This window comes from Stappia sp., from assembly GCF_048268045.1.
GTDB lineage: Bacteria > Pseudomonadota > Alphaproteobacteria > Rhizobiales > Stappiaceae > Stappia.
The window spans coordinates 17,974-34,447 of the sequence record NZ_JBLWWG010000007.1; the positions used below are offsets into that span (position 1 = coordinate 17,974).

The window sequence follows — 16,474 nt, forward strand, 5'->3', positions numbered from 1 at the left end:
GGACACGCCCATGAGCATGACCGCATCATCGCAGCCAGCCGGAGCCGTCGGCCCCTATGACGTGACGGAGATCCGCAAGGATTTCCCGATCCTGTCGCGGGAAGTCTACGGCAAGCCGCTTGTCTATCTGGACAATGGCGCCTCCGCGCAGAAACCGCAGGCGGTCATCGACGCGGTGACGAAGGCGTATTCGCATGAATATGCCAACGTCCACCGCGGCCTGCATTACCTCTCCAACACCGCCACGGAGAATTTCGAGGCGGCCCGCGAGACGACGCGACGCTTTCTCAACGCGCCGTCGGGCGACGAGGTGATCTTCACCCGCTCGACCACCGAGGCGATCAACCTCGTCGCCCAGACGTTCGGCGCGGATCGGATCGGCGAGGGCGACGAGATCGTCCTGTCGATCATGGAGCATCACTCAAACATCGTGCCCTGGCACTTCCTGCGGGAGCGGCAGGGCGCGGTGATCCGCTGGGTGCCGGTCGCCGAGGACGGGTCCTTCGATCTGGCGGCCTTCGAGAAAGCGCTTTCGCCGCGCACCAGGATGGTTGCGATCACCCACATGTCGAACGTGCTCGGCACCGTGGTGCCGATCCGCGAGATCTGCGACATCGCCCATGCCCGCGGCATTCCGGTTCTGGTCGACGGCAGCCAGTCGGCGGTGCACATGCCCGTCGACGTCCAGGCGCTCGGCTGCGATTTCTTCTGCCTGACGGGCCACAAGGTCTACGGGCCGACCGGCATCGGCGTGCTGTGGGGGAAGATGGAGCATCTGGAGCGGATGCGGCCCTTCAACGGCGGCGGCGAGATGATCCTCGACGTTACCGAGGACATGGTCACCTACAACGCTCCGCCGCACCGTTTCGAGGCGGGCACGCCGCCCATCGTCCAGGCGATCGGTCTTGCGGCGGCGCTCGACTACATGGATGGCGTCGGCCGCGAGCGCATCGCCGCCCATGAGGCGGAGCTGCGCGACTACGCCCACCAGCGGCTCGGCGAGATCAACTCGCTTCGCATCTTCGGCGAGGCGCCCGGCAAGGGGGCCATTGTTTCCTTCGAGATGAAGGGCGTGCACGCCCACGACGTGTCGACGATCATCGACCGCGAGGGCGTGGCGGTGCGCGCCGGCACCCACTGCGCCCAGCCGCTTCTCGCCCGCTATGGAGTCACCTCCACTTGCCGGGCGAGCTTCGGCCTCTACAACACGAAGGACGAGGTCGACCGACTGGTCGAGGCCCTTCGCAAAGCCCATGATTTTTTCGCGTGAGGGCGAGATGAGCGACGAAACGGCTATAGCGAGCATCACCCGCGAGGTGGACGAGGATCATGCGACGGAGATCCAGTCGCCAGCGTCCGGCTTTGACGAGACGGAACTGCAACGGCTCACCGACGACATCGTCGGTGCGCTGAAGACCGTCTACGATCCGGAGATTCCCTGCGATATCTACGAGCTCGGCCTGATCTACAAGGTCGACATCGAGGAGGATCGCTCGGTGAAGATCGACATGACGCTGACCGCGCCGGGCTGTCCGGTTGCCGGCGAGATGCCCGGCTGGGTGGAAAACGCGGTCAATTCGGTCGAAGGCGTCGGCCAGGTCGAGGTGGCGATGGTGTTCGACCCGCCTTGGACGCCCGATCGCATGTCGGAAGAAGCGAAGGTCGCGCTCAACTGGTACTGAGCGCGCCCGCGCGCTCCCGGACACCGGGTTTGCGCGAACTGGCGTGTGCGGTCGCAAGACCCTATATTGGGAACAAGAGCGGGCGGCGGTGCGCAAGATGCGTCCCGGCCGCCCGAAGGATCCGCAAGCAGGCGAGCGCGGCCCGCAAGGCGAGGGAAAGCACCCCGCCCAGCCAGGCCCATCGCCGGCAAACCCCCGAGAGGATCATCATGGCTTCGAGATTTCAGGTGCTGAAGCTGACGGACGCCGCCGCGGAGCGCGTGCGCGAGATCATTGAGAATTCCACCAAGCCCGTCGTCGGCCTTCGCGTCGGCATCAAGAAGGGCGGCTGCGCCGGCATGGAATACGACATGAGCCTCGTCGAGGAAGCGAAGGCCGGAGACGACGTGATCGACGACAAGGGCGTGAAGATCTTCGTGGACCCGTCCGCCGCGCTGTTCCTGCTCGGCACCGAGATGGACCACGAGGTCACGAAGTTCCGCTCCGGCTTCGTCTTCCGCAATCCGAACGAGGTTTCGGCCTGCGGGTGCGGCGAATCGGTGAACCTCAAGCCGGTGGACGGCGCGCTGGCGGGAGCCCCCGCGGGCGGCGCATGATCGCCCCCCACGGGGCCGTTTCGGCCACGACCGCGCCAGGGGAGCGCTCGCAAGCGTGACACTGACCTGGCAACTATGGGCACTCGGCGCGGCGGCCTTCGCCGCGCTGACGGCTGTTTTCGCCAAGGTCGGGGTCGACGGGATTTCCTCCGACTACGCCACGCTGATCCGGACTCTGGTGATCCTGCTGCTGGTCGCCGGCATCGTGATCTTTACCGGGCAGTATCGCCCGCCCTCCGAGATCGCCCCGCGCAGCCTGCTTTTCCTCATCCTCTCCGGCCTTGCGACCGGCGCGTCATGGCTTTGCTATTTCCGCGCCCTCAAGCTCGCCGACGCGAGTCGGGTCGCCCCCGTCGACAAACTGAGCGTCGTGCTTGTCGCGGTGTTCGGCGCGATCTTCCTGGGCGAACGGCTCGGCCTCAAGGCATGGCTGGGCATCTGCCTGATCTTCGCCGGTGTGCTGCTGGTGATGGCGCGCAAGTGAGTGACGCGCGGCGCGACAACGTGCTGCCGCCTGTTTCCATCCCGATTGACGCTCGAGGCGGCGCGCATGGCTGTCTGTGATCGATGCCAAGAAGAGGGGCGCGCGGAGACGCGGACGCCGCCTTACGCCACCCTGATGTCCGTTTCCACGTCCGGATCCGTCTCGCAGCGCACGAGGTTGCGCCCTGCCGCCTTGGCGGCGTAGAGGGCGGCATCGGCGCGGGCGATCATCGATTGAACGGTGTCGCGCGGGCGGAAGGAGGACACGCCGATGGAGATGGTGATGCGGCCGAGATTCTCACCCGTGGAGCGCTTCACCAGTTCCTTCGACAGGACGGCGCGGCGGATGTGCTCGGAGACGGTCACGGCCTGGCGCAGCGACGTGTGGGGGAGCAGCACGGCGAATTCCTCGCCGCCATAGCGGCAGGCCACGTCGTGGCCCTTGACGTTCTGCTTGACGGCCAGGGCCACGAGACGAAGAACCTGATCTCCGGTCTGGTGGCCATAGGTGTCGTTGAATTTCTTGAAATGGTCGATGTCGGTGAGCAGCAGGGTGAGCGGCTCCTGCGTCTTTGCCGCCTCTGAGACCATGCGCTCGACCGTCTGGTCGAAGTGCCGGCGGTTGCTCAGCGTGGTCAATTCATCGGTAAGGGATTCGTGGCGGATCGCCTCGAGGTTCTCCTGCAGGTCGCCGATCTGGCGGCGGGAGTCGACGAGCTGCTTCTCGAGAGCCCGGTTCGACAACGCAGTGTCCTGGGTCGCCTTGATGATGTGCCCGATGAGCGCCTTGAGCTGCTTGGGGTCCTTCAGGCGCTCGAGTTCAGACTGCACGCCTGCCAGCGATGCGCCGTACTCCGCGACCGTGTCGGCGCTCTGGCCGAGCAGGTCCACCATCGTGTGGATCTCCTCGGAGATCTTTTCGCCGACCTCGTCGATGCGGTCGCCGATCTTGGTGGGGGACAGGAAGCTGTTGTAGACCTGCTGGAGCTGTTCCGTGCTGATCGGATTGCCATCTCCAGCGATCTCGTTGACCGCGCGGTTCAATGAATGATTGAAACCTGCAGCGTATGTATACCATAATTCGTAGAAACGCGGATATGCGGGAAGTGTATTCTTGCGAATATACTTCATCGCTGCATCGCCATAGACGATGGTTCGCTTATGGTCGTCTTCCTGAGCCATCGCAAATCCACACGTGATCTGAGCACGCATACCGGCTGAGGCACTCCTTGCCACCGGAATGGCGGAGAGTTTCTCATTCAGGCGTTAAGCCTCAGTTAAGCGTGCCTCAATTCATGCACTCTCGTGTTGCCAAGCGCGGCCTGTCCCGGCAACGGCAGCAGCACGCCGTGGGCGGGCTCTGGCATGGCGGTGCCGGAACGCAAAAAAGGCCCGCGTTGGCGGGCCTTTTGTCAGCTCTTCAGAACTCGCGCGGGTCTCAGCCGGCCTTCTTGCGATCACGCGGATCGCGCAGAAGGAAAGCGGGAACATGGTCGCCGAGACCGATCACCGGCTCGTCGTCGCGCTCGCCGCCACGGCGACGGGACTTGCCGCCGCCATCATTGTTGCGGCGCTGCTTGTTGTTGTTGCCGTTGTCGGCCTGCTGCTGGCCGCGGCCACGGCGCGGCTCTGCCTGCCTGCGCTCGCCACCGGCAGACCCTTCGGTCCGTCCAGTCTCGGGCGCCTGCGCCTTGCGCTGTTCCGCCGGCTTGCGCGGCTCGGACTTCGGCGCGGCCTCAGCCTGGGGCTTCGGCGCGTCGACGACCTGGACCTCGTCGGTCTTGGCCGTATCCTCTGCCGCCTTGCGTGCGCTCGGCCTGCGGGCGCGCGGCTTGCGTTCGCTCGAACGGGCGGTTTCCGGAGCAGCAGCGGCGTCCTCGGAGAGGGCCTCGCCCGCGGGCTTGCGGCCGCGCGTGCTGCCGGAGGAGCGGCGACGGTCTCGACCCTCGCTCTGGACCGCGTCGAAATCGATCGGAGCGTCCAGCCAGGGGATCTTCTTGTCGATCAGCTTCTCGATGCCGGCCAGGTACTTCTGGTCGTTCGGCGTGACGATCGACATGGCTGCGCCGCTGCGCCCGGCGCGACCGGTGCGGCCGATGCGGTGGACGTAATCCTCCGCGTGGGTCGGCACGTCATAGTTGAAGACGTGGCTCACCGCGGGAATGTCGAGGCCGCGCGCGGCCACGTCACTGGCGACGAGAAGCTGCAGCTCGCCGTTGCGGTACTGGTCAAGCGTCGCCATGCGCGAGCGCTGGTCCATGTCGCCGTGCAGTGCGCCGACGGAATAGCCGTGGCGCTGCAGGGAGCGGAATACCGTCTGCACGTCGCGCTTGCGGTTGCAGAAGATGATGGCGTTGGCAAGATCCTCGCCCGCGTCGTCGACAAGCCGGCGCAGGGTGGCGCGCTTCTCGGCATCCTTGGAGTCCGAGGCGACGATGTTCTGCGTCACCGTCTCGGCGGTGGAGGAGGTGCGTGCCACCTCGACGCGAGCCGGATTGTGCAGGAACGTGTCGACGAGACGCTGGATCTCCGGCGGCATGGTGGCCGAGAAGAAGAGCGTCTGGCGCGTAAAGGGGATGAGCTTGCAGATGCGCTCGATGTCCGGGATGAAGCCCATGTCGAGCATCCGGTCGGCCTCGTCGATGACGAGGATCTCGACGCCCTGGAGCATCAGCTTGCCGCGCTCGGTGTGGTCGAGCAGGCGGCCGGGCGTTGCGATCAGCACGTCGACGCCACGGTCGAGCTTCTTGCCCTGGTCGCCAAAGGACGTGCCGCCGATCAGCAGCGCGACGTTCAGCTTGTGGTTGACGCCGTATCTGTTGAAGTTCTCCTCGACCTGCGCGGCGAGTTCGCGCGTCGGCTCGAGGATCAACGTGCGCGGCATGCGCGCCCTTGCGCGGCCCTTCTCAAGAAGGGTCAGCATCGGCAGGGTGAAGGACGCCGTCTTGCCCGTGCCTGTCTGCGCGAGACCCAAAACGTCACGCTTCTGAAGCACGTGGGGGATGGCGGCCGCCTGGATCGCGGTCGGTTCGGTGTACCCAGCCGCTTCCACGGCGGCGAGCACTTTTTCGCTCAGTCCGAGTGAGGAAAAGGACATATTACCTTATGATCAAGACGGGTCGTGAGGACCTGATTACCCTGCCGGCCCCGCAGGACGCTTTGGGCCGGTACCTTGGCGCGCACACTACAGTTTCAAAATAAATTGTCAATCTTTCGAAGGTTCCCGCCCCGCGCATGCAAGAATTGCGCGCGGCGGGGCTCTGGCGATCGCGCGTCAGTTACTTGCCGGCCGAAATATGTAGGCTTCGGGGTCATCGCCCTCCAGAAACAGCTCGAAGGTCGTTTCCTCGCCGTTTCCGTCGCGAAAATCGACAAAGGCGGCGAGGCCGAGGTCGTCCATTTCCGAGCGCAGTCCGCTCACCCGGCCGCCGGTTTCGGCCGCCTCCGCAATTTCAACGAGGCTGTCGCCGCCCTTGGCCAGGAACAGCCTGTCGCGCTTGTCCTCACGGACGATGAAGAACGTGACGTCCTTGTTTTCGGGGCCGGGAACGCGGCTGACCGCCTGCACGGACGCCGGCAGTGCGCGCAGCATGTCGGAAACCGGATCGGCGTGCGCGGCGTGCGGCGCGAGCAGGCAGAGCGCGAGGGCGGGAACGGCAAAGCGGAGGGCGCGTGTCGTCTTCTGCATGGTGTCGTCCTTGGAACCGGCCTGTCTCGGGAGCGGGCCTGTCTCGGTCACGGGCAGCGCGGGGAACGCCTAGGCGGCGGACCGGGCCGCATCCGGGTAAAAGATATCGTAGTCCGCACGATAGCGCCGGCGCACCGCTTCGAGAAGATCCCGCGTAAGCTCGCCGATGAGATCCGCACGCGTTTCCGCAGTCATGTCGGGGCCGGCGGGGAGGGCGCCGATATCGCCCAGCCCGCGATCGCGCACGTGCTCACGCAGGGCGTTCCAGTCGGCCTCGCTGCGCTCGTGACGCACGAGATGGGTCGGCAGCAGCCGGCCCTTGTGCGACAGGATCGCGGTCTGGCTGCGGAAGGCGTTGGGGCTCTTCAGGTCGGGGGTCGCGCAGACATGGGCGACGAAATCGGCGAAGGTCAGGCCAGCAGCCGCCGCGGGCCGGGGCAGGGAATGCGGTGTGTCCGCTGTCCATGCGCCGTAGCAGGCGGCGAGCCGGTCGAGCGGATCCCGGATCGCGGCGAAGACCGTTGCCCGTGGGTACTGGCGCGCGAGCTGGCGCCCGGAAAGCAGCGTCAGCCCGTCCACCCAGGAGCCAAGCGTGCCGGTGGTGTAGTCGGTGTGGTGTTCCTGCGCGGGAAGGTCCCCGCCGGGGCGTCGGGCAAGCCGCAGCAAAGCATCGCGCACGCCCTCGCTGCCGGCGTGCGGGCAACGGCCATAGGCCAGGTCCATGCCGGCAAGAACCAGGAAGCTGTGTTCGCTCAAGGGGCGGCGGCGCCGCTCAACAGCGCGCAGGATCGGTTTGAACAGCGGTCGTCTCCCGTGGATGGGCAAGGCCCGGTCGTGCCCTGTCCCCGCGTGTCGGTTGCAGGTGTGCGGTGCATTCCCGCATACGGTTCACCCTACCGCATCACGCGAACGTGTCCATTCCGTGTCGCCCGTCCGGCGGGGCGGGGCGCCTCAGATGTCGAGTTCCTCGGCGAACTGGGCGTTTTCCTGGATGAAGTGGAACCGCGCCTCGGGCTTGTTGCCCATCAGCCGGTCGACTGTGTCGCGGGTCCCCTCGGCGTTCTCCTCGTCGATGACGACGCGCAGCAGCGTGCGCCGCGACGGGTCCATCGTCGTTTCCTTGAGCTGGGCGGGCAGCATCTCGCCAAGGCCCTTGAAGCGGCCGATGTCGATCTTGGCATTGGCGCGGAACTGGCTCTTGAGAAGCTGTTCCTTGTGGGCGTCGTCGCGCGCATAGAGCGTCTTGCCGCCCTGGCTGATGCGGTAGAGCGGCGGCACGGCGAGGAACAGATGCCCCTCGCGGATGAGGTCCGGGGTCTCGCGGTAGAAGAAGGTGATCAGCAACGAGGCGATGTGGGCGCCGTCGACGTCGGCGTCCGTCATGATCACCACCTTCTCGTAGCGCAGGTCCTTGCTGCGGTAGGAAGCGCCGGTGCCGCAGCCCAGCGCCTGCACAAGGTCGCCGATCTGCTGGTTGGCGACGAGCTTGTCGCGACCGGCGCTGGCGACGTTGAGGATCTTGCCGCGCAGGGGAAGCACGGCCTGGTTCTTGCGGTTGCGCGCCTGCTTGGCGGAGCCGCCGGCCGAATCGCCCTCGACGATGAAGATCTCGGAGTCCGCCGCCTGGCTGGAGGAGCAGTCGGCAAGCTTGCCCGGCAGGCGCAGCTTGCGCACGGCGGTCTTGCGGGCGACGTCCTTTTCCTGGCGCCGGCGCAACCGCTCGTCGGCGCGGTCGACGACCCACTCGAGCAACCTGTTGGCCTGGTTCGGCGAGGCGGTCAGCCAGTGGTCGAAGGCGTCGCGCACGGCGTTCTCGACGATGCGCGCGGCCTCGCCGGAGGCGAGCTTGTCCTTGGTCTGGCCGACGAACTCTGGCTCGCGGATGAAGACGGAAAGCATCGAGGCGGCGGAGGTGATGACATCATCGCCGGTGATGATGGCCGCCTTCTTGTTGCCGACCAGCTCGCCATAGGCCTTGAGACCGCGCAGCAGCGCGCTGCGGAGGCCGGATTCATGCGTCCCGCCCTCGGGCGTCGGCACGGTGTTGCAATAGGAGCGGGTGAAGCCGTCGCCGGCGAACCAGGTGACGGCCCATTCGACGCCGGCATGGCGGCCGGTCTCGCCGGTCTTGCCGGCGAAGATGTCGTCGATCACCCGGCGCTCCTTGCCGAGCGCGTCGCCGAGGAAATCGCGCAAGCCCCCGGGGAAGTGGAAGGTCGCCTGCGCCTCGGCCTCGTCCTTCTCGCCGATCAGCTCGGGCGCGCAGCGCCAGCGGATCTCGACGCCGGAGAACAGATAGGCCTTCGAACGTGCCATCTTGAACAGGCGCGCCGGCTTGAAGGTCGTTCCCGCGCCGAAGATCTCGGGATCCGGGCGGAACCGCACCAGCGTGCCGCGCCGGTTCTGCACGTCGCCGACCGATTCCAGCGGCCCGGCGGGAATGCCCCGGCGAAACACCTGCCGGTAGAGCTTGCGGGCGCGGGCGACCTCGACGACGAGCTCCTCCGACAGCGCGTTGACCACGGAGATGCCGACTCCGTGCAGGCCGCCAGAGGTCTCGTAGACCTTGCTGTCGAACTTTCCGCCCGCGTGCAGCGTGGTCATGATCACCTCGAGCGCCGACTTGTCGCGGTGCTTGGGGTGCGGGTCGACGGGAATGCCGCGGCCGTTGTCGGCCACCGTCAGCGTTCCGTCGGCCGACAGCGTCACCTCGATCCAGCTCGCGTGGCCGGCGACGGCCTCGTCCATGGAGTTGTCGATCACCTCGGCGAAGAGGTGGTGCATGGCGCGTTCGTCGGTGCCGCCGATGTACATGCCCGGCCGCCGGCGCACGGGCTCCAGTCCTTCCAGAACCTCGATGTCGGCCGCCGTGTAGTCGGACGGGTCGCCCTTGTCGCGCGCAGGCTCGCTGCGGCGGGCCGGAGCGGCGCGCGGCGCGGACCTTGCCGCCGGCTCCGGCTTCTGCGGAGTGGCTGCGGGGGCGTCGAAGAGGTCGTCGTTGGCGGTCATGCAGGGTCCAGTTCGGGAGGCGTCCGGGCGGCCGCCGGTCGTCTTTCGTCAATCAGCAAGGCTGTCAGCTATCCGAAGTCGCGGCAAACGGCAATGCGCCGGGCACCCGGACTTGCAGCGCCGGCTCGCGCCAAAGCGGTGCTGGCAGCGAATCATCCATGATTCTGCCAAGCCGGGAAGTCCCGCGCAAAGGGGTGCACCCAACTGGCGCTTCCGGGAACCGTTTTTCAACCCCTTCCAGGCATTCTCCTCGTCCAGGAAGAGGAACGGCGAAGGAGGATGGCCCGATGCGCCTCAAGCAACGCTTTGAATGCAAGGTCGACCTGATCGCGGCGGGGCTGTTGCTCGCCAATGCACTGGTGCTCGTGGTTGCCGGCTAAGCTGCCATGCCCGGCCGCGGCGAGTCCTGTGGCCGCGTGGCCACACCTTTCTCTCCGTCGCAGGGATGGCCCGCAATCGTGGCAATGATGCCCCCTTTCGGCCATCTTTAGGCGGACTCCCTAGTGTATGAAATCGGGATGGCGGGTCCTGCGGGCCTTCCCCATGCGGGGCGAAACGCGGACCTGTTGCTTTCATGTCGCGGTCCTCACCGACCGGCGACCTGCCGGGAAAGGTGTCCCGGCTTCAAGGCGCCGGCTTTCGCGAGAGCGGGGAGCACGGCGCTGGGTCCGCTCCGGCGGACCGGATACTGAATGCGCTTCTGCCGGCTCGTCGAGCCGGAAGGGCGCGCCCGGGCCGAAGGGGCTCGCGGCGGGCTGCTTGTGCCCGGTCGCGACCTTCGATGCCGGGCGGAACGGACGAAGGGCGCAAGCGGGGGTGCCTTTACACTGTCCTGCTGCGCGAGGCGGTCGAGAATGCGTATCACATTTGCAGGTTTGATCGGGGGGCTTCTGATCGGTCTGGGAGCGGTTTGTCCGGCGCTGGCGCAGGACACCGCAGCGGATGCGGCTGCGCGCATGTCGGGCGCCGCTCCGGCAGGCAAGGATCTCACACCAGGCGAGGCTCTCAGGGCCGGCGCGCGATTTTACTATGCGGGCGAAAAGAAGCGGGCGCTCGACTCGCTGCGCTTCGCCGCCGAGCAGGGGCATCCCCTGGCGGCCTGGAAGCTCGGGCGCATGTACTCGCGTGGCGACGGCGTCCAGGAGGACGACGTCAAGGCGTTCGAGTATTTTAGCCAGATCGCCTCGAACTATGCCGACGACAATCCCAACTCGCCGCGCGCTCCGTTCATCGCCAGCGCGTTTGTCGAGCTCGGCTCCTATTATCTCACCGGCATCAACGACAGCGCCATCCGGCCGAACCTCGTGCGTGCGCGTGAGATCTTCACCTATGCGGCATCCTATTTCGGCGATGCCGATGCCCAGTATCATCTCGGCATGCTCTATCTCGACGAGCGCGACCGCGACCCGCGCATGGCCGCGCGCTGGCTGAAGCTGGCGGCACAGAAGGGCCATGTCGATGCTCAGGGGCGGCTTGGGGAGTTGCTCTGTATCGGTGACTTTCACGGTGCCGAGAACGAGACCGCCGGTCTGATGTGGCTGACGGTCGCGCAAAAGCACGCGGTGGACGAGGGCGACGCCTGGATCAGCGAGTTGCAGGAGCGCTGTTTCGGCCTTGCGCCGGAGCCTGTGCGCCGCCGTGCGGCTCAACTCGCCGACAAGTGGATGAACAGCAACCCGGCCACGGTCGCCCACAACGCCGCCCAGTAGGCGGCGGCGCGAAGGGCTCTCAAACGGAAGCGCCGCCCGCAAGGCGGCCTCTCCGCTGGCGCCGGACACCGTTGTGGGTGGCGGCGTGACTCCGCCCGTCATCTGAGGTGAGAGGGGCTGGTTGTCTCCGCGCCGGTGATGGCATGGCGAGCGTCGGCTTCCGATATAGGGTCGCTCCCGGGCGGAACGCGGTTCCGGCGTCCCTTTTCAAGCCCATAACCAGAACCCAGACATGAGGCGACGTCACCCGGGACCGGGGGCGTGGCTGTCTTGCGTGTGTTTACAGGGGGGCGGCGGATATGTTGGCCGCGGCCGAGCTCAGCCGGCGCGCGCTGCCATGTCCAGGCGCGGGCAGAGGCGTGCGGTGGGGCAGGGATCCTCAAGCATCTTCCAGGAGGTGTTGTTCTGGTTCATGGCGCAACGCGCCATCCGGGGGCCCTCCGGGCCGCGCAGGCAAACGGTCTCGCCGATGCTGTATTTCTCGCCGAAATACCGGCAGGTGCAGTTCCGGTCCGCGGACTGCACAAGCGTCGGGCGCATGACCGGCTGTGTTGTGCGGGACGTGCCGCCGGAGGCGGCGATCGGTATGGCGAGGGCGGAGGCGTGCTGCGACAGCTCACCGGCAAAACCGGAGGCGGACCAGATCAGGACTGCGACGAGGCAGCCAAGGTGCACAACGTACCGCATGTGCAACCATAGCACGCCGCAGCACCGGGCGCATCAAAAACATCAGCAGTCCGCTGCGTCAGGTCTCCGGTGTTGGTTGTGCGGGCGGCAGCGGCGGTCAGACGGAGAGCTCGACCCAGACCGGAACGTGGTCGGACGGCTTCTCCCAGCCGCGCACATGCGCATCGATGCCGACGCTGGTCAGGCGGTCGCTTGCCTCGGGTGCGAGAAGGATGTGGTCGATGCGGATGCCGTTGTTCTTCTGCCAGGCGCCGGCCTGATAGTCCCAGAAGCTGTAGACGCCGGGCATGTCGGAGGTGGCGCGAACCGCCTCGGTGAAGCCGAGGTTCACCAGCGCGCGGAAGGCCTGTCGGCTTTCCGGCTGGAACAGGGCGTCTTGCGTCCAGGCGGCCGGGTTGCGCGCGTCGACGGGATCCGGGATGACGTTGTAGTCTCCCAGCAGCATGAAGCGCTCCTCGCGCGCCAAACAGGCGCGGGCATGGGCATGGAGGCGGTCCATCCAGCGCAGCTTGTAGTCGAACTTCTCGGTGCCGAGCGGGTTTCCGTTCGGCAGGTAGAGGCCGCCGACGCGCAAGGGGCTGGCCGACGTCTCGAACACGGCCTCGATATAGCGCGCCTGCTCGTCGGACGGGTCGCCCGGCAGGCCCCGGTTCACGTCTACGGGCTTTTCGAGGCTGAGGATGGCGACGCCGTTGAAGCCCTTCTGGCCGTGGGTCTCGACGTGATAGCCGAGTTCTTCGAAGGCGGAGGCGGGGAAGCCCTCGTCGACGGACTTGATTTCCTGCAGGCAGACGATGTCGGGCCGCGCCTCGGAGAGCCAGGAAAGGCTGGTCTCGAGGCGCGCCTTGACGCCGTTGATGTTCCAGGTGGCGATCTTCAACGGCGGTGTTCCTTGTCTCGCGGTCGACGCGTGCGGCGTCAGATGGAGAAGCTCGTGCCGCAGCCGCATCCGGCGGCGGCGAGCGGATTGTTGATCTGGAACGACTGTCCCATGATGTCGTCGACGAAGTCGATGACCGAACCGCTCATGTATTCCAGAGAGACGGGATCGATCAACACCGTGGCGCCGTCGCGGGCCAGCACGAGGTCGTCGTCCTCACGCCCGGTGACGAGATCGTACTTGTACTGGAAGCCCGAGCAGCCGCCGCCCTCGACGCTGATGCGCAGGCTGGTGCCCTCCGGCTCGTTCGAAAGTATCCTGGCGATGCGCCGGGCGGCGCTGTCGCTCAGCTTGACGGGCAGGTCCGTGCCGGCGGCGGCGGGCGCTGCGGACGGATCGTGCGTGGTCTGTTCCTGCATGGCGATGGTCTCCTGATCTGGGCCGACGCGGCGGGCCAGGTCCGGCAAAGGGGCGGCGGGACGCGCCGCTACGGCCGGAAACGCGATTTTTCGCGCGCTCGCCGACCGCCACCCTGTGCAAGACGTTATCTGATAGGTATGAACACGGGCGGCATGCGTCAACTCCGCCGCGTCGTGCGGCGCGACGAACTGCCTGATGAACGAGGACAGGATGACAGCAGCGATCGGCTATGGCGCCCAGCCGCGCGCGCCCTATGCGACCGACCCGGACAGCAGCGCGGGCCGGCTCTTTCGCGAGCCGGAAAGCCCGACGCGCACACCGTTTCAGCGCGACCGCGACCGGATCATTCATTCGACCGCCTTCCGCCGGCTGAAGCACAAGACGCAGGTCTTCGTCTATCACGAGGGCGATCACTTCCGCACCCGGCTGACGCACACGATCGAGGTCTCGCAGATCGCCCGCTCGCTCGCCCGCGCGCTGCGGCTGGACGAGGATCTGGCCGAATGCCTGGCGCTTGCCCACGATCTCGGTCACACCCCCTTCGGCCATGAGGGCGAGGACGTGATGGACGAGTGCATGGCCGGCCATGGCGGCTTCGACCACAACGCCCAGTCGTTGCGCGTCGTCACCAGCCTGGAGCGCCGCTACGCGGAGTTCGACGGGCTCAATCTGAGCTGGGAAACGCTCGAGGGCCTGGTCAAGCACAATGGCCCGCTGACCGACGCGGCCGGCAACCCGCTCGGCAAGTTCGCGAAGACGGGGCTTCCCTTCGCCATCCGCGCCAATGCGCAGCGGCAGGATCTGCGGCTTTCGAGCTGGCCGGGGGCGGAGGCGCAGGTGGCGGCGATCGCCGATGACATCGCCTATGACGCGCACGACCTCGACGACGGCCTGCGCGCCGGACTGCTGCGGCTCGAGCAGATGGACGCCGTGCCCTTCCTCGCCCGCATCCGCGGCGAGGTGCTGCAGCGCTATCCCGATCTCGAGCCGGTGCGCCAGATCCACGAGATCGTGCGCCGTTCGATCACGCGGATGGTGGAGGACGTGATCGAGGAATCCGTCCGCCGCATCGCCGCGCTCGCTCCACGCTCGGTGGAGGATATCCGCAACGCCGGCCACGCGGTCGTCGATTTTTCCCCGTCGATGGCCAGGGAGGAGAAGGAGGTCAAGGCCTTCCTCTTCGCCAATCTCTACCGGCACGAGTCGGTGCTGGCCGTGCGCCGGCAGGTGGCGCAGGTGGTGCGCGACCTGTTCGCGCTCTATCTCGAGCGGCCGGAGGAGATGAACGCGGAGTGGCGCAGCGGCCTGGAGGGCGCGACGCCGGAAAAGCGGGCGCGGCGCGTCTGCGATTTCGTCGCCGGCATGACCGACCGCTTCGCCATCGATGAACACCGACGCCTGTTTGACCATACCCCCGAATTGGGATAGGCCCCCGCCGGGCCGAAAGGCCGGGTCCCACCCGAGATCGCAGGCGCGCGCGGCCTTCCGCGCACCGCCTGAAACGAAGTCGCCCAGAGAAGTGCCAAGATGAATATTTTCAGCGAATTTGCCGGCTATGTGCGCTCCGCCATCGTTGAGCTCTATCCGGGAGGCGAGGTGGATGAGGCGCTTCTCGCCAAATGCGTGGTCGAGCCGCCGCGCGACAGCGCCCATGGCGATCTCGCCACCAACGCGGCGCTGGTGCTGGCGAAGCCGCTCAAGACCAACCCGCGCGCCCTGGCCGAGAAGCTCGGCGAGATCCTGGAGCGGCGCGAGGATGTGGTGAAGGTCGAGATCGCCGGCCCCGGGTTCCTCAACCTGCGGCTCGACGCCTCGGTGTGGGCGCGGGTGCTGTCGGCGGTCGTCGCCTGCGGCACCGACTACGGGCGTTCCACGCTCGGCGGTGGCAAGAAGGTCAACGTCGAGTATGTCTCGGCCAATCCGACCGGCCCGATGCACGTTGGCCATTGCCGCGGCGCGGTGGTGGGCGACGCGCTCGCCTCGCTGCTCGACTTCGCCGGTTTCGACGTCACCCGCGAATATTACATCAACGACGCCGGGGCCCAGGTCGACGTGCTCGCAAATTCCGCCTTGCTGCGCTACCGCGAGGCGCTCGGCGAGGATATCGGCGCGATTCCCGAAGGGCTCTATCCGGGCGACTATCTGGTGCCGGTGGGCAAGGCCCTGGCCGCTGAATTCGGCGACCGGTTGCTGTCCATGGACGAGGGAGAGCGGCTTGCGCTCGTCAAGGATCGCACCATCGACGCGATGATGATGTTGATCCGTGAGGACCTGGCGCTGCTCAACGTCCATCACGAGGAGTTCTTCTCCGAGCGCACGCTGCATGAGCGCAAGGACAACGCGCCTTCGATGATCGACACGATGCTGGAAGAGCTGCGCGGGCGCGGCCTCGTCTACGAGGGCACGCTGCCGCCGCCCAAGGGGCAGCTTCCCGAGGACTGGGAAGATCGGGAGCAGACTCTGTTCCGCGCCACCGATTATGGTGACGATATCGACCGCCCGCTCAAGAAATCGGACGGCTCCTATACGTATTTCGCAGCCGATGTCGCCTATTTTCTTTCGAAGTACCAGCGCGGCTTCAAGGAAATGATCTTCATCCTCGGTGCCGACCATGGCGGCTACGTCAAGCGGCTGGAGGCGGTCGGACGGGCGGTTTCCGGCGGCGACGCCAGCGTTGTGGTGCGTCTCTGCCAGCTGGTGAAACTCTTCCGCGACGGCGAGCCCGTGCGCATGTCGAAGCGTTCCGGCGACTTCATCACCCTGCGGGATGTGGTGGACGAGGTCGGTCGTGACCCGGTGCGCTTCATGATGCTCTATCGGAAGAACGACGCGCCGCTCGACTTTGACTTCAAGAAAGTCACGGAACAGTCTAAGGACAATGCGGTTTTCTATGTTCAGTACGGCTTTGCCCGCTGTTCGTCGGTGATGCGTCAGGCGTCCGAGGAGGGCGGCTTTGACGTGGCGCCGGAGGTGCTTGGAAAGGCCGACTTCACGCTGCTGACGGACGAGGGCGAGCGCGATCTCGCGGCGCGGCTCGCCGCCTGGCCGCGTCTCGTCGACAGCGCCGCCGAAGCACATGAGCCGCACAGGGTGGCGTTCTACCTGCATGAACTGGCCAGCGCCCTGCACTCACAGTGGAACAGAGGCAAGGATTTGCCGCAATTACGTTTTATTAACCTTGAAGATCGACAAACAACGATGGCCCGCCTAGGACTCGTACATGCGGTCTCCCTGGTTCTTGCATCCGGCCTGACAATTCTTGGCGTGGATGCCCCGAAGGAGATGCGTTGACGGCGGGAGACCTCGTGTCCGCCTGGCGC

General features: G+C 66.5%; 15 protein-coding genes. 7 read left to right on the forward strand and 8 right to left on the reverse strand.

From position 1 onward, the window contains the following. Positions 1–16: 16 nt before the first annotated feature. From ACN0WF_RS12440 to ACN0WF_RS12455, 4 genes are all read left to right on the forward strand, one after another. Entirely contained in the window at positions 17–1,270 is a 1,254-nt protein-coding gene (locus tag ACN0WF_RS12440) for a cysteine desulfurase (protein WP_417773362.1), read from the forward strand. 7 nt (positions 1,271–1,277) lie between these two features. Continuing rightward, on the forward strand, positions 1,278–1,682 hold the full coding sequence (locus ACN0WF_RS12445; protein WP_417773146.1) for an SUF system Fe-S cluster assembly protein: 405 nt from the start codon (positions 1,278–1,280) through the stop codon (positions 1,680–1,682). 209 nt (positions 1,683–1,891) lie between these two features. Beyond that, a complete protein-coding gene (sufA, locus tag ACN0WF_RS12450; protein ID WP_417773147.1) occupies positions 1,892–2,278 on the forward strand; it encodes a Fe-S cluster assembly scaffold SufA in 387 nt (128 codons plus the stop codon). Positions 2,279–2,333: 55 nt separating this feature from the next. After that, a complete protein-coding gene (locus ACN0WF_RS12455) occupies positions 2,334–2,762 on the forward strand; it encodes an EamA family transporter (protein ID WP_417773148.1) in 429 nt (142 codons plus the stop codon). 122 nt (positions 2,763–2,884) lie between these two features. On the opposite strand, the gene ACN0WF_RS12460 is transcribed toward ACN0WF_RS12455, so the two are convergent. The 5 genes from ACN0WF_RS12460 to parE form a co-directional block, all read right to left on the reverse strand. Continuing rightward, a complete protein-coding gene (locus ACN0WF_RS12460) occupies positions 2,885–3,943 on the reverse strand; it encodes a GGDEF domain-containing protein (protein WP_417773149.1) in 1,059 nt (352 codons plus the stop codon). Positions 3,944–4,199: 256 nt separating this feature from the next. Then, a complete protein-coding gene (locus ACN0WF_RS12465; RefSeq protein WP_417773150.1) occupies positions 4,200–5,858 on the reverse strand; it encodes a DEAD/DEAH box helicase in 1,659 nt (552 codons plus the stop codon). A 177-nt stretch (positions 5,859–6,035) separates the two neighbouring features. Further along, positions 6,036–6,449: a hypothetical protein gene (locus tag ACN0WF_RS12470; RefSeq protein ID WP_417773151.1), complete on the reverse strand. Its 414-nt coding sequence runs from the start codon at positions 6,447–6,449 to the stop codon at positions 6,036–6,038. Between the two features lie 69 nt (positions 6,450–6,518). Beyond that, on the reverse strand, positions 6,519–7,205 hold the full coding sequence (locus ACN0WF_RS12475) for a sulfotransferase family 2 domain-containing protein (RefSeq protein WP_417773152.1): 687 nt from the start codon (positions 7,203–7,205) through the stop codon (positions 6,519–6,521). 195 nt (positions 7,206–7,400) lie between these two features. Continuing rightward, on the reverse strand, positions 7,401–9,458 hold the full coding sequence (gene parE / locus ACN0WF_RS12480; protein ID WP_417773153.1) for a DNA topoisomerase IV subunit B: 2,058 nt from the start codon (positions 9,456–9,458) through the stop codon (positions 7,401–7,403). 854 nt (positions 9,459–10,312) lie between these two features. Here parE and ACN0WF_RS12485 point away from each other — a divergent pair. Then, complete coding sequence (locus ACN0WF_RS12485) at positions 10,313–11,167, forward strand: tetratricopeptide repeat protein (RefSeq protein ID WP_417773154.1); 855 nt, start codon at positions 10,313–10,315, stop codon at positions 11,165–11,167. Between the two features lie 318 nt (positions 11,168–11,485). On the opposite strand, the gene ACN0WF_RS12490 is transcribed toward ACN0WF_RS12485, so the two are convergent. From ACN0WF_RS12490 to ACN0WF_RS12500, 3 genes are all read right to left on the reverse strand, one after another. Then, a complete protein-coding gene (locus tag ACN0WF_RS12490; protein ID WP_417773155.1) occupies positions 11,486–11,854 on the reverse strand; it encodes a hypothetical protein in 369 nt (122 codons plus the stop codon). A gap of 97 nt (positions 11,855–11,951) precedes the next feature. After that, entirely contained in the window at positions 11,952–12,734 is a 783-nt protein-coding gene (gene xth, locus ACN0WF_RS12495) for an exodeoxyribonuclease III (RefSeq protein ID WP_417773156.1), read from the reverse strand. 38 nt (positions 12,735–12,772) lie between these two features. Continuing rightward, a complete protein-coding gene (locus tag ACN0WF_RS12500) occupies positions 12,773–13,153 on the reverse strand; it encodes a HesB/IscA family protein (protein WP_417773157.1) in 381 nt (126 codons plus the stop codon). A gap of 211 nt (positions 13,154–13,364) precedes the next feature. Between ACN0WF_RS12500 and ACN0WF_RS12505 the strand changes: the two genes are divergently transcribed. Then, positions 13,365–14,582, forward strand: coding sequence for a deoxyguanosinetriphosphate triphosphohydrolase (locus ACN0WF_RS12505; protein WP_417773158.1), 1,218 nt, complete (start codon positions 13,365–13,367; stop codon positions 14,580–14,582). Positions 14,583–14,681: 99 nt separating this feature from the next. Then, entirely contained in the window at positions 14,682–16,445 is a 1,764-nt protein-coding gene (argS, locus tag ACN0WF_RS12510; protein WP_417773159.1) for an arginine--tRNA ligase, read from the forward strand. The last annotated feature ends 29 nt before the right edge of the window (positions 16,446–16,474 follow it).